23 protein-coding genes are annotated in these 26790 nt (G+C 35.2%); 9 read left to right on the top strand and 14 right to left on the bottom strand.

Annotated features, from left to right (window positions below; translation table 11 throughout):
• Positions 1-20: 20 nt before the first annotated feature.
• Positions 21-1619: a right-handed parallel beta-helix repeat-containing protein gene (locus HM990_RS03295; RefSeq protein WP_178987576.1), complete on the top strand. Its 1599-nt coding sequence runs from the start codon at positions 21-23 to the stop codon at positions 1617-1619.
• A 12-nt stretch (positions 1620-1631) separates the two neighbouring features.
• Here the strand turns inward: HM990_RS03295 and HM990_RS03300 are convergent, their stop codons facing one another.
• The 6 genes from HM990_RS03300 to HM990_RS03325 all read right to left on the bottom strand — a co-directional run bounded on the left by HM990_RS03300 (position 1632) and on the right by HM990_RS03325 (position 7160).
• Positions 1632-1934: an immunity 53 family protein gene (locus HM990_RS03300; RefSeq protein ID WP_178987577.1), complete on the bottom strand. Its 303-nt coding sequence runs from the start codon at positions 1932-1934 to the stop codon at positions 1632-1634.
• A gap of 111 nt (positions 1935-2045) precedes the next feature.
• Positions 2046-3890 (bottom strand): PLP-dependent aminotransferase family protein, encoded by a 1845-nt coding sequence (locus HM990_RS03305; protein WP_178987578.1) that lies wholly within the window; start codon positions 3888-3890, stop codon positions 2046-2048.
• Positions 3891-4100: 210 nt separating this feature from the next.
• A complete protein-coding gene (locus HM990_RS03310; RefSeq protein WP_178987579.1) occupies positions 4101-5045 on the bottom strand; it encodes a tRNA dihydrouridine synthase in 945 nt (314 codons plus the stop codon).
• 90 nt (positions 5046-5135) lie between these two features.
• Positions 5136-6023, bottom strand: coding sequence for a dienelactone hydrolase family protein (locus HM990_RS03315; RefSeq protein WP_178987580.1), 888 nt, complete (start codon positions 6021-6023; stop codon positions 5136-5138).
• Positions 6024-6062: 39 nt separating this feature from the next.
• A complete protein-coding gene (locus tag HM990_RS03320; protein WP_178987581.1) occupies positions 6063-6650 on the bottom strand; it encodes an FMN-binding negative transcriptional regulator in 588 nt (195 codons plus the stop codon).
• Between the two features lie 66 nt (positions 6651-6716).
• Positions 6717-7160, bottom strand: coding sequence for a DUF1569 domain-containing protein (locus HM990_RS03325; protein WP_178987582.1), 444 nt, complete (start codon positions 7158-7160; stop codon positions 6717-6719).
• A 100-nt stretch (positions 7161-7260) separates the two neighbouring features.
• Here HM990_RS03325 and radC point away from each other — a divergent pair, with 100 nt between their 5' ends.
• The 4 genes from radC to HM990_RS03345 are packed head-to-tail and all read left to right on the top strand — an operon-like array spanning position 7261 to position 10802.
• Positions 7261-7959, top strand: coding sequence for a RadC family protein (gene radC, locus HM990_RS03330; protein ID WP_178987583.1), 699 nt, complete (start codon positions 7261-7263; stop codon positions 7957-7959).
• A gap of 45 nt (positions 7960-8004) precedes the next feature.
• Positions 8005-9300 carry a polysaccharide deacetylase family protein gene (locus HM990_RS03335; RefSeq protein ID WP_178987584.1) on the top strand — a complete coding sequence of 432 codons (1296 nt, stop codon included), beginning with the start codon at positions 8005-8007 and terminating at the stop codon, positions 9298-9300.
• Positions 9297-9983 carry a YjjG family noncanonical pyrimidine nucleotidase gene (locus HM990_RS03340; protein WP_178987585.1) on the top strand — a complete coding sequence of 229 codons (687 nt, stop codon included), beginning with the start codon at positions 9297-9299 and terminating at the stop codon, positions 9981-9983. Before HM990_RS03335 ends, HM990_RS03340 begins: the two co-directional genes overlap by 4 nt.
• Positions 9984-9995: 12 nt before the next feature.
• Positions 9996-10802 carry a hypothetical protein gene (locus HM990_RS03345; RefSeq protein WP_178987586.1) on the top strand — a complete coding sequence of 269 codons (807 nt, stop codon included), beginning with the start codon at positions 9996-9998 and terminating at the stop codon, positions 10800-10802.
• Between the two features lie 215 nt (positions 10803-11017).
• On the opposite strand, the gene HM990_RS03350 is transcribed toward HM990_RS03345, so the two are convergent.
• Positions 11018-12295 (bottom strand): replication-associated recombination protein A, encoded by a 1278-nt coding sequence (locus HM990_RS03350; RefSeq protein ID WP_178987587.1) that lies wholly within the window; start codon positions 12293-12295, stop codon positions 11018-11020.
• 217 nt (positions 12296-12512) lie between these two features.
• Between HM990_RS03350 and HM990_RS03355 the strand changes: the two genes are divergently transcribed.
• Positions 12513-13304 (top strand): rhomboid family intramembrane serine protease, encoded by a 792-nt coding sequence (locus HM990_RS03355; RefSeq protein ID WP_178987588.1) that lies wholly within the window; start codon positions 12513-12515, stop codon positions 13302-13304.
• 77 nt (positions 13305-13381) lie between these two features.
• Here the strand turns inward: HM990_RS03355 and rlmB are convergent, their stop codons facing one another.
• From rlmB to HM990_RS03390, 7 genes are all read right to left on the bottom strand, one after another.
• Entirely contained in the window at positions 13382-14116 is a 735-nt protein-coding gene (gene rlmB / locus HM990_RS03360) for a 23S rRNA (guanosine(2251)-2'-O)-methyltransferase RlmB (RefSeq protein WP_178987589.1), read from the bottom strand.
• A 255-nt stretch (positions 14117-14371) separates the two neighbouring features.
• The gene (locus tag HM990_RS03365; protein WP_178987590.1) at positions 14372-15802 is read right to left on the bottom strand and encodes an aryl-sulfate sulfotransferase; all 1431 of its coding nucleotides are present in this window, start codon (positions 15800-15802) and stop codon (positions 14372-14374) included.
• A gap of 78 nt (positions 15803-15880) precedes the next feature.
• A complete protein-coding gene (locus tag HM990_RS03370) occupies positions 15881-16375 on the bottom strand; it encodes a lipid-binding protein (RefSeq protein ID WP_178987591.1) in 495 nt (164 codons plus the stop codon).
• An 18-nt stretch (positions 16376-16393) separates the two neighbouring features.
• Complete coding sequence (locus tag HM990_RS03375; protein ID WP_178987592.1) at positions 16394-17062, bottom strand: immunoglobulin-like domain-containing protein; 669 nt, start codon at positions 17060-17062, stop codon at positions 16394-16396.
• 14 nt (positions 17063-17076) lie between these two features.
• Entirely contained in the window at positions 17077-18516 is a 1440-nt protein-coding gene (locus HM990_RS03380) for a SusD/RagB family nutrient-binding outer membrane lipoprotein (RefSeq protein ID WP_178987593.1), read from the bottom strand.
• A gap of 11 nt (positions 18517-18527) precedes the next feature.
• Positions 18528-21701 (bottom strand): SusC/RagA family TonB-linked outer membrane protein, encoded by a 3174-nt coding sequence (locus HM990_RS03385; RefSeq protein WP_178987594.1) that lies wholly within the window; start codon positions 21699-21701, stop codon positions 18528-18530.
• A gap of 220 nt (positions 21702-21921) precedes the next feature.
• The gene (locus HM990_RS03390) at positions 21922-23655 is read right to left on the bottom strand and encodes a POTRA domain-containing protein (protein ID WP_229719355.1); all 1734 of its coding nucleotides are present in this window, start codon (positions 23653-23655) and stop codon (positions 21922-21924) included.
• Between the two features lie 130 nt (positions 23656-23785).
• On the opposite strand from HM990_RS03390, the gene rpsL reads away from it, so the two are divergent.
• Genes rpsL through fusA form a run of 3 tightly spaced genes read left to right on the top strand, consistent with a single transcriptional unit; the run spans position 23786 to position 26788 of the window.
• Complete coding sequence (rpsL, locus tag HM990_RS03395) at positions 23786-24160, top strand: 30S ribosomal protein S12 (protein WP_019386263.1); 375 nt, start codon at positions 23786-23788, stop codon at positions 24158-24160.
• 21 nt (positions 24161-24181) lie between these two features.
• On the top strand, positions 24182-24658 hold the full coding sequence (rpsG, locus tag HM990_RS03400) for a 30S ribosomal protein S7 (protein ID WP_178987595.1): 477 nt from the start codon (positions 24182-24184) through the stop codon (positions 24656-24658).
• 3 nt (positions 24659-24661) lie between these two features.
• Positions 24662-26788 carry an elongation factor G gene (fusA, locus tag HM990_RS03405; RefSeq protein ID WP_178987596.1) on the top strand — a complete coding sequence of 709 codons (2127 nt, stop codon included), beginning with the start codon at positions 24662-24664 and terminating at the stop codon, positions 26786-26788.
• Positions 26789-26790 lie beyond the last annotated feature (2 nt).

The following is a 26790-nucleotide window of genomic DNA, read 5'->3' on the forward strand; positions in this document are numbered from 1 at the left end:
GTAATTGTAATTTTACTACCATGAAGAAAATAGTATTGTCAATTCTATGCCTATTTACAGTTGTTCTAACTTATGCACAACAAGAGTTCCACGTGTTTCCAGAAAACCATTCTGAAACGCCTGGTACTCAAATCGGAAATGGTAGTTTACAAAATCCTTGGGATTTACAGACAGCATTGAGCCAGAAATCCAAGGTTGTTAATGGAGGCGATACCATTTGGTTACACAAAGGTATTTACAATGGCCGTTTTTCGAGCACTCTAAACAGTACTATAGAGGATAAATATATAACGGTAAGTGCTTATAAAGATGATAAAGTGGTGCTTAATGGTAACGTGGAGTCTTCACAAGATCAAACCTTAAATGTTCGGAGTACTCGTGTAATATTTCAAAATTTTGAGGTTACATGGTTAGGTGAATTTACAAGGCAAATTGATAGAAATGGTGGCATTACAAAATTCGTTGCAGGTGTAAATCATTTAAGTGGTAAAAATTGCAAGTTCATTAATTTAATGATTTATAATAATCCAGGTCTTGGTTTTGGTTCCTGGAAACATACGGGAGGCACCTTAATTGCTAATTGTATTGTTTTCAATAATGGGGCACTTAGTTCAGATGGAAAAGGTAGAGGCGAAGGTTTTTATGTTCAAAATAATAGTGATACCGAAACACGCATATTAAAGGATAATATAATTTTTAACAACTATTATAAGGGCATAGAAGTTTGGTCTGCATCTAAACACGCAACGTCCGAATGGGTAAAGAATATAAGTTTAGATAACAATGTGATTTTTAATAGCGGATTACCTTCCAATTACCGAACGGTTGATAACATTATCGTCGCTACAGACGATAGGGAAGGTATCAATATTGCTGAAAACATTACCGTAAAAAATAACATATTATATCATAATACTAACTTTAAAAAAAATGAAGTTAATGGTGATGCCGCGTCATTAACCATTGGATTTCACAAAAAAGCACCAGTTGAAAATGTTGTTGTAGAGAACAATATTATTATTGGAAGAAATAATGCATTTCGGATTTTATATGCCAACTCATTAACTGTTACTAATAATACGGTTTACACAGGGTATGTGCATTTATTTAGCCTAAATACAGAACGTTGGAATTTTGATAACAATCAATATTACACAAAAAAGAGTAAAGCATTTAGACGTTCCAATACCGAAAATTATAATATTAAGAACTGGAATTCCCAGTTTAATTTAGATGCCAACAGTCAATGGAAACCTATAAAAGAATTTGATTTAGACCCTGTTTTAGATATTACTGAAAATACTTATAAACCAAATACTTTTAGAGTGGTATTGTTTAACAAAAATAATGAGGATATTATTGTCGATTTTTCTAAATATGGATTAAAAGAAGGAACAAATTTCATCATTAGAGATGTAGAGAATTACGATGAGGTTTTAAGAACAGGAAGAATTGATGGTATGTCTCAAATCTCATTTCCTATGACATTAAATGGAGGGAATCCCAATAAAACTCTAAATAATTTTGGAGTATTTCTTATCGAATTCCAAGAAGATGAAACTACAGAAGCACAAAAAGATGGTTTTTTTAAAAAATTCTTTCGTTTTCTTGGATTTTAGAATAATATAATCTTATTCATTCTCAATCTTCTCAATCATTTCCCGAAACAGATTCAACAGAAAAATCAGTTTTCCTGCATCACCAGCGGCTCTGAATTTTTGATTTTCTATTTTGACACCATACCAATCTTGTTTCCCATTTTCATTGAGGATCCATTTGATTTCGAGATTGGCAATAGACGTATTTGAGATATCAATTTCAACATCCCAACCTAATGGGCTGTCCAATGTGGTTATCTGAATGGCATCACCCTTTTCCCATTCGCCGTCAGCATTCGCTTTAAACCAATCTTGTATCCATTCTAAAATTTCCATTTGTATTATCTTGTTTTTTTGTCATTCAGAGCGCAGCGAAGAATCTCAGACAACAATTAATAATAAATAAAGATTCTTCGGTCAATGCTTCCCTCTGAATGACAAAGCGCTTTAAATGCTCTCAACAAACTCCAAGAACACTTCCTTATGCTTTTCCAAATCCATATCTGGTGAGATTGAAACGCGTGCAATATAATCTTTATCACCTTCTTTTGTGGTACCTTGGGTTGAGGTGGCGGGAATCGTCCAATAACACCCTTTTAACTGTCCATAACTTACACAGTACTTACTTTCATTTGGGATTTTGGTAATCATTAAATTGATTAATTTATGATTTAAGGCTCTTTTGTAGGTTTCTTTTTCCTGAGCTGTGTGGCCTTTGGTAGGAAGATCTAATGAAAATACAGAAGGTGTGAACCCTTGTTCGGCGAGTTCTTCGGAAACAAAATTAATTTTCGCATCAGGCAATACCTTATGGATAAAGTTGACGAAGTCTCTAGTATTCTTATAAGCGTCCACAATCCTTTGATTCATTGACGGCATTTGCTGCGCTAAGATTTCGTATTGAAGATCTGTTGCTTCATTATCGCATAGCTCTAAATGCAGTGCTATCTTGTCCATCAGAGGTGCTGCTTTTGTATTGGCAACGCCATAACCAGCAGTACATTTTCCTCCGCTCGGAAATTTTGAACCACTGGCATAAGAAATAGTTCTCACAGTTGAAAGTATTTCACCTTCTCCTAGAAAGTTAACATTAGGACAAAAAGTTTGGTCTAAAATAAAAACGGGATCAATGGCCATAGTACCATTTGCTGCTTGACGCTCTTGACTTAAAACCGCTTTTAGTTGTTGCAAATCTGGAACTTCAACTCTTGGATTGGTCGGAATTTCCGCAATGATATAAGGAACGGCATCGTCGAGCGCAATTTTAGCTAAAACGGTGTTAATACTCTTAACCATATCATTATCGCCATCCACTTCTAAATCCACAATATCAACATTGTCCGTACAAGCAGCAACGCGTCTGGCTTGGTCATTGGTGCCACCATAACAATTGGTGGGTACAATAAATTTAATCGCTTTACCGCTGTGGTTTTGCTGGGCATCATGAATTAAGCCCATCATAATCGCATACTGAATAGAGAGTCCACTTGAACCAACGAGCGGTTGAGTGGTTACGCCAGTAATGTCTTTGATAGAATTTAAGACTGATGTTTTATTGGCTTTAAGATTACTTTTTTGAGGACTAAAAGAAGATTGGTGCGTCAATGCTTCTAATGCCAACAAACAATTAGAAGGTGTCATCGCAATGGTTTCCCGCCGTCGTACATGTTGAATTGCTGAAATGTAACTGTCGTTTTTAGCACCGTTAACTACTAATATGCTGCCTAGATCCTCATAAAGATGAATATAGAAATCAATATTTATATTTCGATTAATGGTCTCGATTCGGTTCAGTTGCGACATAAAAATAGTGCTGCCTTCAAATTCTAAGATAGCATCTGCATCATCGGTTTTAATTAATTGGAAATCATAACCATAAACGGACTTTATTAATTCAGCATCAAAATATTCTGGTAAGTGATCTGTGTATAAGATTTGGGTTTTTTTGTTGTCGAATAAATTTCGTCGAAGAATTGCCAAAATAGGAATCGTTTGTGACGAAAAACTAATCACTTGTTCTGATTTCAGACCATTTATGTTTGCAATGGTCCATTCTAAAATGGAAGATAAAGGATGGCCTAAACGAATATAATCGTAAGCCGTTGGTAAATTATGGAGTGCTGAAGTTTGAGAGTTATTGTTTTGATATAAGGTTTCAAACTGATCTAAAAACTGTGATTTAGCTAATTTTTCATTGTAAATATCTAAGCGATGCGTGGTAAGGTTTAGCCAATCTTTGGGCATGTTTTTTAAAACGTCATTTAAATATTTTAGTATTTTATTGTTTTCCATAACTCCGAGCATTAAATAGTTTGCAAAGATACGTTAGTTGGGTTTCTATTAAAACCTTACATGATGTTTTATTTGTATGTACTCAGCTAGACTTTGTATTCATGTAAAATTATGCAGATAAACACTTTTACAGAAGTATTTTTAGACTAAACTCAATGCGACTAGAAATAACGAGTTTGACTATAAATTTCAAACTAAAACCAATTAAATCTACCCATTCCGCAAAATTTCAGCAACAGCTTGTTGATAAGCTCTTGGTTTGTTCGCTTTTTTAATTTTCTTAAAGGTTTTCTGTGGATTTGAAAACGACTGCGCAAAGAATTCCCAAAACCCTTGCATTTTCATTTTTATAGGTGTTGGACCAGACAATACTGCATCGTATTGCTGATATATAGTATCGTGAAATTCTCTAAAAATGTCCCATCGGTTTTCTGGATATGTAATAGTATCGTTTTTAATCATACTTGGTAAAAATGGATCGGCAATCAACCCTCTACCAATCATAAAATGATCGATGCTTGGGAAGCGCATTTGCATCTCTTTGAGCTTAATTACAGAGGTAATATCACCATTGTAATATAATTTATGCTTTGTACTGTCAATACAACGTTGAAAAGCGTCAAGGTCAACGTCTCCCTTATAAAGTTGTTTCCCTATACGCGCATGTATGGCAATATTTTTAAGGGGATAAGCATCTAAAATAGGGAAGGTGTGTAAAATTTCATCAGGGTTCTCATAGCCCATGCGCATTTTCATAGAAACCGTTATATCTGTTTCTTTATGAACACGCTCTAAAATATGATTGATTTTTTCCGGATCACAAATCAATCCAGAACCCATACCACGATTGGTAACCATTGGATAAGGGCAACCTAAATTCCAGTTGAGTTCCTTGTAACCCAATTCTTGGATATAATCGACTACAAACAGAAACTCATCAGCACTATTGGTCATAATTTGTGGAATTACTTCGAGCTCTGTATTATTCTCGATTTGTAAGTCTGTTTGGTAAGAATTTTTAATTATGAGTTTTTTGTTGAACCGAATATAAGGTGCATAAAACGTATCGATACCTCCAAAAAAATGGTTAAAGGCATTCCGAAATCGGAAGTCCGTAAACCCTTGCAAAGGCGAAGATAATAGTGTTAATGGCATTTGATTTTACGTTTTATAAGTCTTATAAAACGAAGGTGGTTTATTTTTTTAATATCGTCAAACAAAACCGTTCTTTCCTTTTTATAGTTATTATTTCAAATGTTCGTTAAAAAAAGCAATAGTCCGGTCCCAAGATAAAGTTGCTGCTTCTTTATCATATCTTGGTGTCGTATTATTGTGAAAACCATGATTCACGCCTGGATACATATAGGCTTGATAGTCTATTCCGTTTTCGATGAGTATTTTTTCAAACTCTGGCCAACCTGCATTAACTCTGGTATCTAATTCGGCATATTGGAGTAGAAGAGGCGCTTCAATTTTTACAGCATCTTCAGCTTCTGGTTGTCTGCCATAATATGGAACTGCAGCACCTAAATCTGGTAAGCGAACAGCCATCATATTTGAGATCCAACCTCCAAAGCAAAACCCAACGACGCCAACATTGCCATCGCAATTCTCATGATTCTTTAAGTAATGGTAAGCCGCAATAAAATCTTCGAGCATTTCTTGCTGGTTCCGCTTTTTCTGCATGGTTCTGCCGTCGTCATCATTTCCTGGATAACCGCCAAGAGGCGATAAAGCGTCTGGCGCTAGGGAAATAAACCCTTCTTTTGCCGTGCGTCTTCCAACATCTTCAATATATGGGTTCAGTCCTCTGTTTTCATGCACCACAATGACACCTGGCAATTTGATTTTGTTATCTTTTGGTTGTGACAATAACCCTTTTATGGTGCCACCACCTTTTGGAGATTCGTAAGTAATATATTTGGAATCTAAAGTGGGATCATCGGGTTGTACCAGTAAACTATTTACATAATCAGGAGACATAAAACTTAATAATGATGATACCGTTAAACCGCCAACCGCGTATATGCCGAGTTTTTCAACAAACTGTCTTCTGTTGAGTTTATTGTGCGCATAATCATCGTATAAATCGAAAACTTCTTGACTAATATCTTCTTTTTTTAAGTCTTTCATAATGTTGGGTTTGGATTAAAATTTATAAGATATAAAATATTAAAATACCGTATCTAAAAATTGTTTTATACTTTCCTGATTTGATCTTATTAATTCCTCACGAGCAGCTTTGATATCTCTTGGCTTTTTATCTTGGGATAATTTGAATTTCCCTTCCCAAGTTGTTATTTCAATTTCAAAGAGCTCAATGTATTTGAGATTACTTTCCATTCGTGGATTGTCCGCTTTCAAAACATAGTGGTGGTTTGGCGCTTCAAGAAATTCGGTCATAGTAATTAGCGATTCTTTTAAAGCCATTTTATCTTTTATAGCTTTTACTTTTCCTGTAACATGCACTTTAATATAGTTCCATGTGGGAAGCTGGGTTGTACTATATATACTAGGAGAAATATAACAACTGGGACCACTGAAAATAACGGTAATATTATTATTGTTTTTTAATAATTCCGCTTGTGGATTATAAATATCAATGTGTCCTATCAATTTTCCATCGTCATAAATTAACGGTAAATGTGTAATGAAAGGTTGGTTGTCTTTAATTGAAATTAACGTCGCCAAAGGATACGTTTTCATCACTTCAATTAAATGTTTTTTTTCGTTGTCTTGATGCTGTTTTGGAGGATACAAAGATTTACGATTTTTGATTTATGAATGTTGATATCATTTCTGACTAGTGAGGACTGAATTTCTAATTCAGACTCCAAATTGTCTTAAATGATGATCGAGATGTTTGTACTGTATTTGACCCCATTGTTGCGCTGTAAAATAGCCGAATGCTGGATGTGGCTCCCATTCGGTTTTATTTTTTTCGGCATAGGCTTCATCAATTAAGGTCTTAAGCGTCTTGGATTCGGCATTGAATTCCTTATCTTCTTTAGCTTTTAAAAACTTGGCAGTTGGCAAACCTTTACGCCATGGTTTATCGTTGTATAGTCCTTTTTTAAAGAAAACTTTAGCCAACCAATTGGGTTTTAAACCATAGTTTTCTTTTTGTAGCATGATATTAAATGGGCCTTGGCAGTGCCACGTCATTTGCCCAACACTCATTTTTCCCCAATTGGCCTTAGAGTTTTCATTTAAATTATCGATTCGCGATTTTATTTCATTATACGCATTTTCTTCAAAAATAGATTTCATATTTCGTGTTTTTAATTGATGCTTAAATTTACAATTTTTTATCTTTGGATGTGTTCAGTAATAAAATGTATAAAGTATTGCTTCACAAAACCTTTCGTCCATGACAGAGAAATCAACTTCATTTTCAATTAAAAATTGGTCACAAGACGATCAACCGCGGGAAAAGCTCAGGGACAAAGGAAAGACATCGTTAAGTGATGCGGAATTGATCGCCATTTTAATCGGATCTGGGAACCGGGAAGAAAGTGCTGTGGCACTCTGCAAGCGTATTTTTGCAAGCGTTGATAATAATCTGAATGCTTTAGGGAAATTATCTATTGCACAATTAATGGAATTTAAAGGTATAGGAGAAGCCAAAGCGATAACTATTGCTGCAGCATTGGAACTAGGAAGACGTCGACGGTTGGAAGACACACTTCGATTAGATAAAATAATATCGAGCCGTTCGGTTTTTGATCTAATGCAACCTATTATTGGCGATTTGCCACATGAAGAATTTTGGATTCTATACCTTAACAATTCCAACAAGGTCATTCATAAAAACCAATTGAGTAAAGGCGGAATTACGGGCACTTTAGTTGATGTGCGCTTAGTACTAAAAAATGCGCTCGAAGTTGGGGCAACGGCCTTAATACTTTGCCATAACCATCCATCAGAAACGTTGAAACCAAGCAAATCTGATAAGGATGTGACCCAAAAATTAAAAGCAGCTGCAGAAAGTTTGGACATAAAAGTTCTGGACCATCTTATTATAACCGAGAAAGCGTATTTTAGTTTCGCAGATGAGAATATTATATAATTTTTATGACTACCTACTATCAACTGAATACTGCAAACTGAAAACATGTTACTAGTTTACACACATAAAATTACACCAAGAGTTACTTATACGTTTAAGCATATTTGTAAGCGTATTTTGGGAATAGAGGTGCGTTTTACTTCAAAAATTGAAGATTTTATTGCGCACGACAGCCTTAAAATGTCATATACAAAACAACCGTTGAGTCATGAGTTGTTTGTGAGAAGTAATGAGTTGTTGTTTGAAACTGGTCTTTCCGATATTGATATTAACGTACAACAATGGGATAATACTAAGGGATTTTTCCCAACGGGAGAACGTAGCGATTTACCGTTCGATATTTTTGCGGCGGCTTTTTATTTACTCAGCAGATATGAAGAATATTTACCTCATGTAAGAGACGAATACGGTCGTTTTTTAGCTTCAGAGAGTTTGGCCTTTCAGCACAAATTTTTAAATCAACCCGTTGTAGATATTTGGGCTTATAAGCTTAAGGAAATTTTAATACAACGGTTTCCAGATTACGAATTCCCAACGCGGAATTATCGCGTTCAGCCGGTTATTGACGTCCCAATGGCTTATTATTTTAAGCAGAAAGGGTTTTTAAGAACCATTGGAGGCACTTTGAATGAGCTCAGACGATTCAGGCTGAAACATTTGTATTCACGCTATTTGGTGTTGATGGGTTTTAAACGCGACCCTTACGATACGTTTAAGTGGATCATAAGAAAACAGAAACAATATAATTTTAAGTTTATGGTCCTCTTTCTTATAGGCGATTATTCAACTTATGATAAAAACATCAATACCAACAAAAAACAATTTGTTTCGCTTATTAAATCGGTTGCGGATTATTGTGATGTTGGTCTTAAAGCATCATATCTCTCTTTGGATGACGTATCAATTCTTAAAATGGAAAAACTTAAGATGGAAACGATTACACATACCGATTTAAAGGCGGTTCGCCATTCATTTTCAAAATTGAATATACCAACTTCGTATCGTAATCTAGTAGAATTAGAAATTCATCAAGATTTTACGATGGGCTACATCAATACTTTAGGCTTTAGAGCTGGTACATGTACTCCATTTCAGTTCTACGATTTGGATTATGAAGTGCAGACACCATTACAGATCAACTCATATCAATGTTTGGATTATGGGTTGTTAAAGTACCATTCTGAATTAGATAAAACAGAACATTTACAAAAAATAATCAAAGAAGTTAAGGCTGTAAATGGTACTTTTATTCCTATATTTCATAACTATGCATTTAGTAATCTAGACCGTTGGAAAGGTTTTAGGTCGCTATTTGATTTAATATTAGAATCTGCTGAATGACAAACCCTATAAAACATGTTTTTTTCGATCTGGATCATACCCTTTGGGATTTTGATAAAAACTCTGGTTTAACATTCGAAAAGATTTTTAATTTGAATAAAATTGAAGTAGAACTCAACGATTTTTTGTCAATATATGAACCCATAAACTTGAATTATTGGAAACTCTATAGAGAAGAAAAAGTCACAAAATCAGCCTTGCGCTACGGAAGATTGAAAGAAGCTTTTGATGGAGTAGGAGTGAGGATAGAGGATGATATGATCAATCATTTGTCGGAAGCTTATATAGATAACCTTTCCTCATTTAACCATTTGTTTGATGGGACTTTTGAAATTCTGGATTACCTAAAAGATAAATACGAATTGCATATCATTACTAACGGTTTTGAGGAAGCACAAGAAAAGAAAATGACATCTTCAAATATTAAAATGTATTTTAAAACCGTTACTAATTCTGAAATGGTAGGCGTTAAGAAACCTAATCCTAAAATTTTTAACTTTGCTCTGAATTTAGCCAAGGCTAATGCGAAAGAAAGTATTATGATTGGCGATAGTCTGGAAGCAGATATTGAAGGTGCGCACAAAATTGGAATGGATACCATTCATTTTGACTATAAAGATGCCTATAACGGCCATGGTTATAAACGCGTTACAAATTTAAAAACACTTATAAATCATCTTTAAAAAATATAAAATATGTTCAAGAAAATAATTTTTACAGTTTCGTTCATACTTATTAGTTTATGTGGAATGGCACAAAAGGATATTAATAATTTTAAGTATGTCCTTGTACCAAAGTCATTCGAGTTTTCTAATAGTGAAGATCAGTACCAATTGAATTCCCTATTGAAATTCCTTTTCAACAAATATGGATATGAAGCTTATTTTGCTAATGATGACTTACCTGAAGAATTAAAGAATAATAGGTGTTTGGCATTAAACTCCGAGGCTATAAAAGCAAAGAGCGGATTGTTTAAAACCAAACTGGAAATCACACTGAAAGATTGTTTCGGTAACACGATAAAGACCTCTCAAATAGGGGAATCGCGAGAAAAAGATTATCAAAAGGCCTATACTGAAGCCTTAAGGGAAGCGTTTGAAACCTTTCAAGATTTAGATTATTCTTATGTTGGAGCACAAGATACTACTGTTGAATCATCAACAGCGCAAGTTGATGATAAAAAGAAGGATGGTGATGTTGTTATAGCCAAGAAAAAGGCAGACAAAATTATAGATGAGGCTAAGGATGTAGATAATGAGACCATAGCGGTTCTGTCTAAACCAGATACTACGGAATTACACTATGCGCAACCTATCAAAAACGGTTTTCAACTGGTAAATTCTGAACCAAGAATAGTTATGGTTTTACTTAATACAGCAGCAAAAAATGTGTTTATAGTACAAGGAAAAAGTGCTATTGTCTTTAAGGAAGATGGTTATTGGTATTATTCTGAAAATACAGGAGAACTTGAAGAAAAAAAATCAATGAATATTAAGTTCTAACAGGTTATAGGTGATAATGAGTTTTCTGTTGCAACCTATCCTTTCCTAATAGGCTCGTTCGGGCGGATCGCAGTGTTCAGTAAAACGCATATAAGAAAAAAATTGACGCAACACTGAGGAATTAGAAATTTAAAGCAGAATTGAAAAACCAATCCAAATAAAATACTTTCGACTTTTTACTGAAGACTGTCTACTAAGGACTACTTTCAGATTCATTAATACCCATACTTATCTTTCCAAAGTAGCTTCAAATAATTTCGTTGCGCCTGCTCACGAGCATTATTTCCAGGGTTGTATAATTTGGTATTGGCAATTTCTTCTGGTAGGAATTCTTGAGCTGCAAAGTTATTTTCATAGCTATGGGAATACTTATAACTATCGCCATAACCCAATTCTTTCATAAGCTTGGTTGGCGCATTTCTGATTGCTAAAGGTACAGATAAATCGCCTGTGTCTTTGACCAATTGTTGAGCTTTACCAATAGCCTCATAGGCGGCGTTGCTCTTTGCTGAACTTGCTAAATAGGTGGTACATTGGCTTAAAATAATTCGAGATTCGGGATTGCCAATGACAGAAACTGCTTGAAATGTATTATTGGCAATGACTAACGCCGTTGGGTTGGCATTTCCGATATCTTCACTTGCTAGAATTAAAAGTCGTCTAGCAATAAATTTCACATCTTCGCCACCTTCAATCATTCGTGCTAAATAATACACGGCTGCATTTGGGTCGCTACCACGAATCGATTTTATAAATGCTGAAATGATATCATAATGCTGCTCTCCAGTCTTATCGTAGCGAGCCGCTTTACTCTGTACTTGCTTTGTAACTAAATCGTTGGTGATAATAATATTTTTACCTTCAAATGACGCGACCAACAACTCAAAAATATTTAACAATTTTCTAGCATCGCCTCCAGAGAATCGTAATAAGGCTTCCGTTTCCTTTAATTCAATGTTTAATTTAGAAAGTGTAGTGTCTTCTGTCATTGCACGCTGCAGTAACGCTTCTAAATCGGCCTTGCTAAATGCATTTAAGGTATACACTTGACATCTGGAAAGCAAAGCAGAAATAACTTCAAAACTCGGGTTTTCAGTTGTAGCTCCAATTAAGGTTACCCAACCTTTTTCAACGGCTTCTAAAAGAGAATCTTGTTGTGATTTGCTAAACCTGTGGATTTCATCAATAAATAAAATCGGATTTTTTGCCGTAAATAATCCACCACTTTTTTTAGCTTTATCAATGACCTCCCTTATAGCTGCAACTCCAGAATTTATAGCACTCAATTTAAAAAACGGACGCTCCGATTCATTAGCGATAACGTTGGCTAATGTGGTTTTTCCAATACCAGGTGGTCCCCAAAGAATTAATGAAGGAATCACACCGCTTTTAATTTGTTGGTATAACATACCGTTTTTACCCACTAGATGCTGCTGACTTAAATAGTCGTCAAGTGTATTTGGTCTTAAACGTTCGGCTAAAGGTGTATTCATAATTCAAAATTACGAAATGCTTTTGTGATGGATCGATTATTTTAAAATTTCTAAAGACGCGTTGGAAAATCTTTGATTTTTGATAATCTGCGAAAATCCTTATTTCCTATTGAAGATTTAAATTTACATGCGTCTTATTTAAGATTGTAGTCTCTGCCAATTTTTCATACGATCTCAGTTTGGCTATAAATTTGAACAGATTTCTTTAAATTTACTTATGAGCAAAAACCAACAATTCAAATATTCTAACAGCATTATTGTCTATCCACTGATAATTTTGTTTACTATTTGGTTGGTGTTTTGGTTTCAAGTAAGAGTTGATAGCGGTATTAAGGCATTCGGTATAAGGCCGCAAAAGGTTGAAGGTCTATTAGGTATTGTGACTAGTCCATTTTTACATGGAGATATCAATCATATTTATAATAACTCTATACCGCTTTTTGTCCTCAGTTTAGCCATGTTTTATTTCTATAATAAAATTGCTTGGAAAGTCATGGGCTTTGGCCTTTTGTTTTCAGGATTTTTAACCTGGTTGATTGCCAGTAATGGAAATCATATCGGAGCTAGTGGACTGGTTTACGTGTTGGTCAGTTTTATGTTTTTTAAAGGCATTTTCGCTAAGCATTACAGACTTATTGCGTTGTCCTTATTGGTTATCTTTCTCTATGGCAGTATGATTTGGTATGTATTCCCAATTAAAAGTGGAATGTCTTGGGAAGGCCATTTGGCAGGTTTGATTACAGGATTAATCTTCGCATTAATATTCAGAAGACAAATAGCGAAACCTGAAAGGTACCAATGGGAACAAGCGGATTATAACGAAGAGGATGATCCATTTATGAAGCATTTTGATGAAGATGGTAATTTTATTGAGTTTGAACCAGAACTTGAAAACGAAATTGAAATCGAATCTGAAATTGAAAAAAATTTAAAGCTTGAATCAAAAGAGAATCCGAATACCAATATCAATTACATTTTCAAAAAGTCCAATAATGATACAGCCAACTGAAGACTGCCCTACTGAAGAATGAAAAACTGCCAACTAGCAACGTTGCACTACTGAAAACTGTGACTGTGACTGTAAACTTAGGAACGTTGCCTAACAGCTTCGTAGAGAAATGCACCACATGCCACAGACACATTCAATGATTCTATCTCTCCTAAAATGGGAAGCTTTGCCTGGTCGTCCACCACTTTTAATACGGATGGATTAATACCTCTTCCCTCAGAACCCATAATTATAGCGCATGGTTCTTTAAAAGAGACGTTATATAAATAATTATCTGCCTTTTCTGAAGCTGCTATGACTTTAATTCCTGAAGATTGCATGTGGAAAACGGCATCTTTTATATGATCTACTTTACAAATCGGCATTTTGAAAATAGCACCAGCACTTGTTTTTATGGTATCTCCATTTATAGGTGCTCCACCTTTTTTCTGAATGATAATACCATGGACTCCAGTGCATTCTGCTGTACGAACAATGGCGCCAAAATTTCTAACATCACTCAATTGATCTAGCAATAAGAACAAAGGCGTTTTTCCGGATTCAATAACGCTCATGACCAAATTATCAATATCATGAAAGGCAATTGGCGAAATCTGAGCCACGGCACCTTGATGGTTACCGCGTGTTAATCGATTTAGCTTTTCTATGGGCACATAAGAAGCATTGATGGCTTCTGAACGTATTAAGCTTTCTAATTCCTTGTACAGTTCGCCATGAAGCCCTTTTTGCATAAAAACCTTATCGATAGTCTCGTTAGATTTTATCGCTTCTATAATGGCTCTAATTCCAAAAATTGTGGTTTCTTTTTTCATTTATGTATTAATATTCCAAATCAAAAAATAATATTTCGATAGGTTCAGGAATCTGATTAATCTCGGCTAACATCCATTATGGATTTATGTTGTAAAGATATTGAAACAGTTCTAAAAAGCAACAGTCAAAATTAAATGAACGCTACAGTCTGTTGATATCTGGAAATAAAGCACCTTTTTATTTCATTTGGCTTACCATAATATAGATCAATTATGATTTCAAAGAATTGTTATTCTCTAAAAACGCATTAGAAATTATTGACAATTACCAATATTAGGTTCTAATTCAATAGGATTTTCAGGAATAAGTTCTCGATTATTGAAAGCTTGATAGTCTTGACTATATTTTAATGCTCGAAAAACAGCATTATCTAAACCTTGTTCACCTTGAGTAAGAATTCCAGAGCCTGAATCTGGATTAATATATTCCCAGACAATTCTGTTATTGGAACTAATTTCAAAGAATCTTCCTTTTTGGCCTTCGCAAATTAAGGTGTTGCCATTTGCTAATCTTTGCGCACTAGATATGATCTCTGAAGAAAAATTACCTATATCATTATATTGCCATTCCGCCTCTTCTGGGAGAAAAGCTGTTCCAGTTTGATAAAGATAATTTCCGAAACCATCTGTGGGTGGGGAAATTATATTCACTTCAGAATAATTACCTTCCCGATCCAATCCGTTATTAAAAATAATGATTTTACCACCATCTGGATACGAATCAGGTATCCAATGTGGATAATGTTGTCCGTATAATGTGCGGTTACCGCTTGAGCCTTGATCATATACTTGTGGATTTCCCCATCTGTAGATAATGTCTCCTCCTTTATTGTGGAATCCGCCAGTATGCGAAGCCGCTTCTAAGGTTGTTGTTGAATGGTCTATAATGAACAGTTCACTAGTACCTTGGAAACTAATAATAATTTCATCTTTCATACTATTGTATGCAAGTCCATTTGCATGCAACCAATCAGCTTTATTATTTGAACGGCCAATGAAATTAATATCCATTAATTGTGGGTTATCTGAAATAATTCCATAATTGGCTTTGGTAGGATCAAAATCTTGAATTAAATGATCCCAAACATTCCATTCCCATACGATTTCTATTTGGTTTTGGCCAATAGGTGTAACTTCTATAATTTGTTCGTTATAGAGTTCTCCTTCAGTCAATGTAGAAGGATCTCTTCCGTTTTCTATAGCTTCTTCAGATGTTTTTCTGGTAGCAACCAATAAAAGAAAATTTCCATTGGGTAAAGGTATGGCATCATGATGATGACTATATTGATCCGAACTGTAAACATAGCTCCATAATAGGTTGTCATCCCAATCTATAAGCTCAATAGCTCCACCAATACCACCGATTCTTATATTTTCATTTATAATTTCACCAGATCTAAGAATGCTTCCGTCTTCTAATAAATAAACGGATTTGCCCGATAAATAATCACTTGTCCATTTATTGATCATTTGTCCACAATTATCTATTAGATAGGTGTCTGATGATTGCGAAGGCGTAAATAGAGTAAAAGAATCCCAACTGGTGCTAGAATTTATTAATGTACCGATAGTGTTGCTATCTGGTATAATAATATTTTCATCTGGTTCATCATCAGGATTAGAGGTCGGATTATCTTTTTCACAACCAAACACCAGCAAAATTAGAATTATAGGATAATATTTCATTTTCATGTTCTTTTTCATAAAAAGAGCCAAACATATTTAAATGATTGGCTCTTCATGATTTTAAAAGTTTATACTCGTTTAATTCAGATCATCTTCTAAGAAGCCCGTTCTCTTATATCCAGCATATTCCCAAGTTTCATTAGGAATATCAGAAAATTGTGCTTTAAAATAGATACTGTCAACTACAGTTCCGCTAGGAGCTGTGGTTCCGTTTTTAATAATTACTCCGTCAGTAATATCAACGGTAACATCATAATATATTTCTTCTAAACCAGAGCCAGAAAATGTTAGATTTCCTATGTCAACAGGCACTTTAGCTTTTAAGCCCCAGCCATGTTGTAGATCGTCTAGCCAAATTTCGGTGGCTACATTATCTGCAGTGTTATATGTAGAGATATAATTCACATCTATTGGTGATCCATCTCTTAGAATTTCAACAACCCACTCACCAGCTACCTCAACGGTAGCAGTATTTCCAGGGTCTAATTCTCCACCTTCATCACAAGCAACACATAATATGCTTACAAATAGGCAAAGTATTAATTTATTAATATTATATTTTAAGTTTTTCATCTTTTTAATTTATTTAAATTAAGGAGTTATTTTAGTGAATTGAACAGGAAAACCAAAATTATAATCGGTAAGTAGTATATCCCAAGTTATTACCGTTGACGGTCCACTATTATTTATGTTACCATTAGATATCGCCGCAGGTCCAAATCCTGCTGAAGCACCAGGAGAAGTTACACTATTGCCAGAAACGTTAATGGTAGCTGGCCAAGCATAGGCTGGACCATAACCATTTGGTCCAAATTCATACCATCCAGCAAGAAGATCTGAGATATAAAACTGATCAGCACTAATTTGTGAAATTAGCACAAGACCACCATCATCTCTTCCAACTCTAATACCATCATATATACCTGCTATAGTGCCATTATCTTCATAAACTATAACTTGTCGATTAGCTGAAGCTTGAAAACCATCATCATTCGTAGCTATATAAGTAACGTTATAAAACCCAGGTGTGCTGGTGTCAACATTACTTACAGTTTCAAAAGGCGCTGACGCACCACCAATAGAAGCATCTGCTCCAGGATCTGCGAAAGGTTGCCCAACTGGACTAAACATTATTGGATCTCCTAACAAGGAGAGTTCAGCGAAGACCGTTACTTCTGACACGTCTTCTGTAGAATCTGTTTCACAAGAGCTTAGAAAAAGCGCACTGATCACAAATAGACTTAAAATTAATTTTTTCATAATATTTCTTTTTTTTATTGATTCCACCATATTGGGGATGTAATTGATTCTAATTCTGGAGCATTAGAGTTTCTTGACAGCTCAGTATTCGGATATTCGATACGTTGAGGAAACACGCCTCCAGTTGTGCCTTCAATAGAATATACGATCTCACCAGGTACATAAGCGACATCATCTTGAGCTACACTTGAGGTGTTTGGGTAGCCAGTTCTATGCCATTCAAAGAATGCTTCTGCTCCATTTCCAGGGAAACTAGCAACCCACTTTTGAGTTATTATATCCTCAATTTGGGCTTCCATGGAACCGCCAGCATAATCATATACACCACCGTTAACATATGTTGAACCGTCTATACCCCATTTATTAAAACTTTCTTGAACTGCTGCATTATATAAATCTTCAGCTCCAGAACCACCATTGTATCTTACCATGGCCTCTGCTTGTAAAAACAAACTTTCTTCCCAACTTATAAAATAAACTGGTGTAGTAGGTGATAAATTTACAACAGAGATTGACGTTGGATCAATTTCGGTATTGTTAAAATCACCCTGATTGAGTGGGTTACCTGCTCCATAGAACTCAGATAATCGCTCATCACCGTTAGTATCCAAGAATGAATACATGGTAGTTGATGCTCTTAAGTTAGTACCCACGTTCAATTGTCTTCTATCAGATTCAAATAATGGGTTACTTAGATTAGGTGCATCGGTAAATCCAGTTAAAGCAGCATCTGTATCTAAAAACTGTGTTCCTGAATTTATCATAGCAGAAATACCGGCTGACGCAACACCTGGTCTAGCTTCAGTTTGTCTTAAGTAGATTTTAAGTTTCAGAGTATTGGCAAATTTCACCCAATTGCTCATATCTCCACCGAAAACTAAGTCATCTGCACCTGGAACTAATCCATTTGAAGCATTTAGATTTCTGGAGAGTGCATCGTCTAAATCAGCGATCATAAGATCATAAACATCTGGTCCAGAATCAAAAATTGGCTGTAAGAATTCTTGATCATTCGCTTGACTATAAGGAATTGCCCCATAAAAATCTGTCAATAATTGAGATCCATAAGCCTCTAAAACAGTAGCTATCAAGTAATAGTTCCAATTTTCTGCGGCTGCAGCATTGTTCTTTACATTTCTCACATCTAAAAGACCATCATACATGGCATTCCATGCGCCGGATTGAATACCATCTGTAGTTCCTAGATTATAATTATCTAGAAGACGGTATTGATTTGCCGCATTACTTTGTGTCCAATACTGAGACCAAAAGCCTCCAATAAGCGCATAAGGAGCGCCTTGTGCACCTGCAATACCAGTTATGCTAGCAGGTAGTTCAACATTTAATGCTAGCTGCGAAGGAGCAATAGCATCAGGATCACGATTAATATCTAATTCCTTTTCACAAGAAGTTATTAAAGTAAACCCTATTAAGATATAAATTATTTTTTTCATATTTCTTTTTTTTAAAATGACATATTAACAGACATACCATAAGTTCTTTGAGCTGGGTTAGCGGCAAATTCACCGACATCACTAGCAAGATCCGCTCCACCAAAACTTGTTACCTCAGGATCTACATAAGGGTTATCATCTGGCGTCCACAACATAAGATTTCTTCCATAAACGCTAAGAGAGAATGTACTAATACCAGTTCCATCTAACCATTTAGAAGGAAAGTCATAAGATAAAGACGCATCTCTTAAACGTATAAACGTACGATCAATTAAATGATTGGTTGCTTCTGTCGATGGATTATTTTGAGCGTTATAGTAACCAGTTTGATCTTCGAAACCAATTGGTGTTGTGTTTTCAGAATATGTACCATCTCCATTATCTACAACAGAATTTGGTACAATAAATGGTAATCGATTGTTAAAAGTAGTCTCTTGAGAAGCACCCGTAAAACCTAATAATCTTGAGGTATAAGAGTACATCTCACCACCTTCTTTCCAATCAAAACCGACTGAAAGTCTGAAGTTTTTATAACTAATGACATTCTGAAGTCCCATCACAAAATCTTGCTGTGAGTTACCAATTGTTTGCTCAGTTGCAGATGTTAGTGGAACACCATCATCACCTACAACAATTTGACCGTCATCGTTAGTTAATGGGACTAACGCTCTAAATTCACCGAGAGGCTGACCTTTAACAGCATTAAAGGTTACACCATAATTACTGTTAATCACTAAGTTGTCAGTTCCATCAGGCAAATCCGTAACTTCATTTTCATTCTTTGTAAAGGTATAGTTAATATCCCATCTAAAGTCATCAGTTCTTATTGGAACTAACCCCAAAGCTAGCTCAACCCCTTTGTTCTCAATATCCATGAAGTTTCCAACTGTAACACCATAACCTGTAGACGGTGGCAATTGTTGACTAATGATAGCGCCATCAGTCTTTTTATTATAATAGACAGCATCAAGAGACACACGTCGATTAAAGAAATTAGCTTCAATACCGAATTCATATTCATTTACAAATTCAGGTTCGATATTCAGATTTCCTAAAGTTCTTCCTATTTCAAATGAGTTTATGCCATTAAAAGGAAAATTAATAGATCCAAAATAAGCAGCAGCTACACCTTGATTGGATATACTCTCAGTACTGTAAAGAGGCGCACCATTAGCAAGTTGAGAATAACCCGCCCTTAATTTTACAAAATGCTCACCGTTATCAATGGCGATTGCACTAATGTTTGCTGATGGATAGAAAAAGGAATTATTCCCAGGAGCTAATGAAGAGGTCCATTCATTTCTACCAGTTAGGTTTAAATAGATACGATCAAGATAAGAAAATGTTAGAGCTGCAAATATAGAGTTGTTTTTTTCTTGATAATCGCTTTGCGTAGTTACTGGTTGTACTGCGCTATTGGAGATTTCATAATAGTTAGGAATATCTAAATTGGTAACAGTCACTTGAAGACTAGAACCGATTCGATTTCTCATAGTAGCACCTACTGAAGCTTCAAATCCAAAAGCATCGCTTAATTGCGTATCGTAATCTAATGTAAATAAAGATTCATAGCGTCTTTCTTGAGTAGTTCGCTCTGTTACTCCACCTACAACACCTTGGTTACCAGCGTTAGGGGAGTCAGCGGAGTAACTGATAATAGCACCGTGGCTATGAACACCACCATTTAAAATATCCGCTCCAGTTTGAAATGTAGCCACTAAATTAGGAAGGAGATCGTACTGGAAATTAATGTTTCCGTAAAAACGTTCTCTACTTAAATTTGTAGCATTTTCTTTTACTGTGAAATAAGGATTATTAGCATACGGTGTAAAATAATAATCGTTACTGTTAAAAATGTTATTGTTGTAATCCTCTAAATCAACAACACTAATGTCTGTTGGAATCTGCAGTAATTCTTGCATTAGCGTATTTCCTTGACCTGCACCATCACCTTGTCCTGTATTAACAGCATTTTGTCTGTTTTGAGCATAATTTGCAGCAACACGTACCCTAAACTTATCAGCTGAAATTCCAGCATTTAAGTTCAATGTATTTTTAGTCAATGCATCAGCATCTGTAGGAATAACACCATCAGAATCTACTCTAGAAAATACAAGTGAGAAATCAGATTTTTCAGTTCCTCCACTTAACCTAATAGAGTTAGAAAATGTGTTACCAATATCATAAAAGTCTTTTATGTTATTTTCAAGGAGTGAATAAGGCTTAATTTGTTGTGTGTTATTAACAACATTACCCCAAACTCTTACTTGGTCATTGAAAGCAGGTCCCCAAGAACCATTTTCATTGGAAGCTCCTAATACACCTCCAGAAAAGGAATATCCTTTACCATCCCAACCTTGACCGAAGTCTGTTTGTAAATGAGGAACACGAGAAACTTCTAAAAAGTCCATCGCAGTTTTAACCTCTACTTTTAGCTTATCGCGCCCTTTTTTGGTTGTGATAATTATAGCACCACCACCGGCTCTGGAGCCATACAATGCTGCGGCAGGACCACCTTTAAGGACGTTGATGCTCTCAATACTGTTAGGGTCTAAGTCATTAATGTTAGTACCACCATCATATGATCTGGAAAAGCCAGTTCCAGATGTACCATTGGCCGAACTAGAAATAGGAGTACCATCAATAACATACAATGGACCGTTACCAGATAATGAGGAATAGCCTCTTATAATCACCTTCGTAGAAGCACCAGGCTGATTAGGAGCCGTAATATTAACACCGGCAACTTTACCAGATAGATTCTCTAAAGGGTTAATTGCAGTAACCTCAGTAAGCTCTTCACTGTCAATCGAAGTTGCTGAATAACCTAATGATCGTTTTTGTTTTGCTTTACCAAAGGCAGTTACCACAACTTCGTCAAGAGCCTCAGTGTCTTCAGCCATACCTACATCATAAGAGTTTGATGCGCCTACGGTAACTTCTTTTGTTGAAAGCCCAACATAACTAAAGACCAAAACATCGCCTTGATTGGCATCAATGGTATACTTACCATCAAAATCAGTTTGGGTACCAGTTGTTGTACCTTTAATAATTACGTTAACTCCAGGCACAGGTAAACCGGACGTATCCGTTACTGTTCCCGAAATCGATTTCTCTTGTGCAAACGTAAATTGCACAACTAACGCTAAAAATAGGGTTAGAATTCCATTAAACTTTGTTTTCATATTTGAATTAATTTGAATTAGTCATTGCCAAAAATCACAATAAAAAGTTAATAAAACAATAATAATGTCTTAAAATTTTAAAAGAATATGGAATTCACCCATTTACTCAATGCTATTTCTGGGGTGCTATCTTATAAAATATGTTGATAAAGGTTTGATATTCAATTTTTTTTAAACCTCTTAGTCGATTAGAAGGAAAGTAAAGAAATTTTGTTTATGATCAAAAAGTGGCAGTCAAACTTACATGAACTTTAGAGTCTGATAATTTAAACTGACGATTATCGGTCTTACCAACGGAATAATTCAAACGAAAGAGTCCGGCATTGGTCAGTAATCCCAGCCCTAATCCAAAACCAAAAAGCTTTTCCTTGCTCAATGTGAGTTTATTTTCAAAGTACGCAGCATCTATAACCGAATGCACATAAATACCGTTGCTTAATCTATAACGGTATTCTGTGTTAATGACTCCATATAGATTAGCCACTAAACTGTTTTCTTCAAATCCACGGATAGAGTTGATACCTCCAAAACGAAATAATTCATTGTCTAAATAAGTGTCAGATGTTAATAGCGATCCATTTATTCTGGTATAAAAACTATTCTTATTATTAAGGTTAAAGATTTTATACGTATCTAAACTGAAAATATTTTGGTTTTGTGTTCCTAAATTATTTTTTCTATCTCCAAAACCATATGAAAAATCAAGCCAGAAATTAATCGGGAATAAAGGGTCATAAAATTGTGGTTTTGTATAATTATAATGAAGCGTATAATAATTGGTTTTATAATCGTTTAAAATTTCGGTGTCGTTTTCCAAAAGGTTAGTAGAATTAGTTGCATTGATTCCAGCTCCAATTTTATGCCGAGCATTTATTTGATAATTAATCTTGGCATATTGTTTAGCGGTCAAGAAGGTAGAATCTTTTCTGAAAAGATTAAGTCCTACCTGGAGGCCAATTGGAGAAGCAAATAAATATGGTAAATCTACATCTACATTAATGGTCTGTTGGTCAATTTCATCACTTTTATAGAAAAGTTTTAAGGTTTCTCCGTAGTTCAGGTTATTGATTAGTCTTAAATCCAAATAGCCGTCAAATTCAATCTTATTGGTGTTTTCGTTAGTGCCAAAACCTAAAAATCCATCAAAATTGTTGGTTTTGGTTTTCTCTATATATAAGTATAGTGTTGTGGAATCTTGTGTAAAAAGAACTTCAGGGTCTTTTATCTTGCTGGCAAAGCGTAAATCTTCTAATAACTCAATTTTATCTCTTATGGCATTCAAGTTGAACGATTTTCCGGTTTTAAGCTTTAAGAAACGTTTTATATAGGACTTCGGAAATTTCTCGTAACCTTTTACAATAATCTTATCGATGCGTCTTTTTTGATTCGTTACAATTTTCAAATCTGCCGAAATCAAATCAGGATTCAATTTCGCTACATTAATAAGTTGTAAAGTTGAAAACGGATCACCTTGTTCAGCAATTTTAGTATTGAGCTTTTTTAAATGATTTTCTGCCTCTGTTATTTTTATCTCGAAGAATCCATCACCAGATTTGTAATTGATGGTCTGCAATAGTTTGGTATTAAAACTAGAATCGTAATGGATTCTGATTCTATCAATTCTTTTACCTAGTATAAGCTGTGCTTCAAAAAGGGAGTCGCTTTTTTTAGTTACACCTTCAATTGTTGTGTCAATAAATCCGCGATTAGTTAATTTGTGCTTTAGACTATTGATTTCTAATTGTAGCCCGTTATAATTGTCAAAACGTTTTTGGTACCCTAAAGAATCAATTGTCATTGTTGCCGTTTCATTTTCTCCAGCAATATTTAAAATAAGCGATTGGCCAATGCTTAGATTTGGAAAAACCAGAAATAAAGCAAAAAAAAGAATACGGTTAAAAATAGGCATCAATACGGTATAGAATAACTCTTGTGTAACGTAAAAATAGAGCATATTATATATGAATAAAATAAAAGTTTATATTTCTTTGAAAAATTAATTCTCAACTGTTTGAATTATAAATATATATTTCTACCTTTGCAGCCCTCAAAAGTGAGGGTTAATAAAATTTATATAGAAATATATGCCAACAATTTCACAATTAGTACGAAAAGGAAGAGCCAAAATAACCAAGAAGAGTAAATCGGCTGCTTTAGATTCGTGTCCTCAAAGACGTGGTGTATGTACTCGTGTTTATACAACGACACCTAAAAAACCTAACTCAGCAATGCGTAAGGTAGCAAGGGTTCGTTTAACAAACGGAAACGAAGTAAATGCATACATTGGTGGAGAAGGTCACAATTTACAAGAGCACTCGATAGTATTGGTTAGAGGTGGAAGGGTAAAAGATTTGCCAGGAGTTAGATATCATATCGTTCGTGGTGCTTTAGATACAGCAGGTGTATCTGGAAGAACACAACGTAGATCTAAGTATGGTGCAAAACGCCCTAAGAAGTAATTAAAACTTTAAGAAGAAGACATGAGAAAAAGAGCAGCAAAAAAGAGACCGCTTTTACCAGACCCAAGATTCAATGATCAGTTAGTGACACGTTTTGTTAACATGATGATGTGGGACGGTAAGAAGTCTGTAGCTTTTAAAGTATTCTACGATGCAATTGATATTGTTGAAGAGAAAAAAAATGATGACGAAAAAACAGCTTTAGAGATTTGGAAAGAAGCTTTATCTAACGTAATGCCTCACGTAGAAGTACGTAGTCGTCGTGTTGGTGGTGCGACATTCCAAATTCCAATGCAGATTCGTCCAGACCGTAAGGTTTCAACCGCGATGAAATGGTTAATTAGCTTTTCACGTAAAAGAAACGAAAAATCTATGGCACAACGCTTAGCGGCAGAAGTTTTAGCAGCAGCTAAAGAAGAAGGCGCAGCTGTTAAGAAAAGAGCTGATACACACAAGATGGCGGAAGCAAACAAAGCATTCTCACACTTTAGATTTTAAGAAATGGCAAGAGATTTAAAACTTACAAGAAATATAGGTATTGCAGCACATATTGATGCTGGTAAAACCACAACTACAGAACGTATTCTTTTTTATACGGGAGTTTCGCATAAAATTGGAGAGGTTCATGATGGAGCTTCAACAATGGACTGGATGGAGCAAGAGGCAGAAAGAGGTATTACAATTACATCTGCGGCTACTACTTGTGACTGGACCTTCCCTAAAGAAAATGGTGAGCCAACAGCAGAAGCTCAAGATTACCATTTTAATATTATTGATACACCTGGTCACGTTGATTTCACGGTAGAAGTTAACCGTTCATTACGTGTATTGGATGGTTTAGTATTCTTATTTAGCGCGGTTGATGGTGTTGAGCCTCAATCTGAAACTAACTGGAGACTAGCTGATAATTATAAAGTACCAAGAATTGGTTTCGTTAATAAAATGGACCGTCAAGGAGCAGACTTTTTAGGCGTTTGTCAGCAAGTTAAGGATATGTTGAAATCTAACGCTGTGCCAATTGTATTGAATATTGGTGAAGAAGATGGCTTTAAAGGTATCGTTGATTTAGTTAAGAATAGAGCTATTGTATGGCATGAAGACAATTATGGATCTACTTTCGATGTTGTTGATATTCCAGAAAACCTGAAAGATGAAGTACGTAAGTATCGTGCTTTATTGATTGAAGAAGTAGCAAGTTACGATGAGAACCTTCTTGAAAAATTCATGGAGGATGAAGATTCAATTACAGAAGAAGAAGTGCATGCTGCGCTGAGAGCTGCTGTAATGGATATGGCTATTATTCCAATGGTATGTGGTTCTTCATTTAAGAATAAAGGAGTGCAGTTTTTATTAGATGCTGTTTGTCGTTATTTACCGTCTCCAATGGATAGAGAAAGTGTTGTTGGAACTAATCCTGACACTGACAAGGAAGAAAGACGTAAGCCTAGTGTTAACGAGCCTTTTTCAGCTTTAGCATTTAAAATTGCTACAGATCCTTTCGTAGGTCGTTTAGCATTTTTTAGAGCTTATTCAGGGCGTTTAGATGCAGGTTCTTATATCTTGAACAACCGTTCTGGTAAAAAGGAGCGTATCTCACGTATTTACCAAATGCACTCTAACAAACAAAATGCTATCGATTTTATTGAAGCAGGAGATATTGGAGCGGCAGTAGGATTTAAAGACATCAAGACTGGTGATACTATGTCTGATGAAAAACATCCAATTGTTTTAGAATCTATGGACTTCCCAGATCCAGTAATTGGTATTGCGGTTGAGCCTAAGACGAAAGCGGATGTCGATAAGTTAGGTATGGCTTTAGCTAAATTAGCTGAAGAGGATCCAACATTTACGGCAAGAACTGATGAGGCTTCAGGCCAGACTATTATTTCTGGAATGGGTGAGCTTCACTTAGATATTATTGTAGATCGTTTACGTAGAGAATTTAAAGTTGAGGTTAACCAAGGTCAACCACAAGTAGAATATAAAGAAGCTATTACACAAGCTGCAGATCATAGAGAGGTTTATAAGAAACAATCTGGTGGTCGTGGTAAATTTGCTGATATCGTATTTACGATTGAACCAGCAGACGAAGGTGTTGTAGGATTACAATTTGAATCTGTAATTAAAGGTGGTAACGTTCCTAAAGAATTTATCCCTTCAATTGAAAAAGGATTTAAAATGGCCATGGTCAATGGACCTTTAGCCGGATTCGAAGTAGATTCTATGAAAGTAACTTTAAAGGATGGATCTTATCACGATGTCGATTCAGATCAGTTGTCTTTCGAATTAGCTGCGAAGTTAGGATTTAAGAATTCTGCGAAAGCTGCTAAAGCTGTAATAATGGAACCTATTATGAAACTAGAGGTGATTACACCTGAAGAAAATATGGGTGATATTGTAGGTGATTTAAATAGAAGAAGAGGACAAATGAGTAGCATGGGAGATAGAGCTGGTGCAAAAACTGTAAAAGCTACTGTGCCATTATCAGAAATGTTTGGTTATGTAACTACGTTAAGAACATTATCTTCAGGTAGAGCAACATCAACTATGGAGTTTTCTCACTATGAACAAACGCCTCAGAATGTATCAGAAGAAGTAATTAAAGCAGCTAAAGGAGTTGAATCGTAAAT

Origin of the sequence: Winogradskyella schleiferi, from assembly GCF_013394655.1 — a bacterium.
Classification (GTDB): Bacteria; Bacteroidota; Bacteroidia; order Flavobacteriales; family Flavobacteriaceae; genus Winogradskyella; species Winogradskyella schleiferi.

Coding starts and splice junctions, on each gene's coding strand:
- HM990_RS03295 (WP_178987576.1), top strand. CDS start 21: ATGAAGAAAATAGTATTGTCAATTCTATGCCTATTTACAGTTGTTCTA.
- HM990_RS03300 (WP_178987577.1), bottom strand. CDS start 1,934: ATGGAAATTTTAGAATGGATACAAGATTGGTTTAAAGCGAATGCTGAC.
- HM990_RS03305 (WP_178987578.1), bottom strand. CDS start 3,890: ATGGAAAACAATAAAATACTAAAATATTTAAATGACGTTTTAAAAAAC.
- HM990_RS03310 (WP_178987579.1), bottom strand. CDS start 5,045: ATGCCATTAACACTATTATCTTCGCCTTTGCAAGGGTTTACGGACTTC.
- HM990_RS03315 (WP_178987580.1), bottom strand. CDS start 6,023: ATGAAAGACTTAAAAAAAGAAGATATTAGTCAAGAAGTTTTCGATTTA.
- HM990_RS03325 (WP_178987582.1), bottom strand. CDS start 7,160: ATGAAATCTATTTTTGAAGAAAATGCGTATAATGAAATAAAATCGCGA.
- radC (WP_178987583.1), top strand. CDS start 7,261: ATGACAGAGAAATCAACTTCATTTTCAATTAAAAATTGGTCACAAGAC.
- HM990_RS03335 (WP_178987584.1), top strand. CDS start 8,005: ATGTTACTAGTTTACACACATAAAATTACACCAAGAGTTACTTATACG.
- HM990_RS03340 (WP_178987585.1), top strand. CDS start 9,297: ATGACAAACCCTATAAAACATGTTTTTTTCGATCTGGATCATACCCTT.
- HM990_RS03345 (WP_178987586.1), top strand. CDS start 9,996: ATGTTCAAGAAAATAATTTTTACAGTTTCGTTCATACTTATTAGTTTA.
- HM990_RS03350 (WP_178987587.1), bottom strand. CDS start 12,295: ATGAATACACCTTTAGCCGAACGTTTAAGACCAAATACACTTGACGAC.
- HM990_RS03355 (WP_178987588.1), top strand. CDS start 12,513: ATGAGCAAAAACCAACAATTCAAATATTCTAACAGCATTATTGTCTAT.
- rlmB (WP_178987589.1), bottom strand. CDS start 14,116: ATGAAAAAAGAAACCACAATTTTTGGAATTAGAGCCATTATAGAAGCG.
- HM990_RS03365 (WP_178987590.1), bottom strand. CDS start 15,802: ATGAAATATTATCCTATAATTCTAATTTTGCTGGTGTTTGGTTGTGAA.
- HM990_RS03370 (WP_178987591.1), bottom strand. CDS start 16,375: ATGAAAAACTTAAAATATAATATTAATAAATTAATACTTTGCCTATTT.
- HM990_RS03375 (WP_178987592.1), bottom strand. CDS start 17,062: ATGAAAAAATTAATTTTAAGTCTATTTGTGATCAGTGCGCTTTTTCTA.
- HM990_RS03380 (WP_178987593.1), bottom strand. CDS start 18,516: ATGAAAAAAATAATTTATATCTTAATAGGGTTTACTTTAATAACTTCT.
- HM990_RS03385 (WP_178987594.1), bottom strand. CDS start 21,701: ATGAAAACAAAGTTTAATGGAATTCTAACCCTATTTTTAGCGTTAGTT.
- HM990_RS03390 (WP_229719355.1), bottom strand. CDS start 23,655: ATGCTCTATTTTTACGTTACACAAGAGTTATTCTATACCGTATTGATG.
- rpsL (WP_019386263.1), top strand. CDS start 23,786: ATGCCAACAATTTCACAATTAGTACGAAAAGGAAGAGCCAAAATAACC.
- rpsG (WP_178987595.1), top strand. CDS start 24,182: ATGAGAAAAAGAGCAGCAAAAAAGAGACCGCTTTTACCAGACCCAAGA.
- fusA (WP_178987596.1), top strand. CDS start 24,662: ATGGCAAGAGATTTAAAACTTACAAGAAATATAGGTATTGCAGCACAT.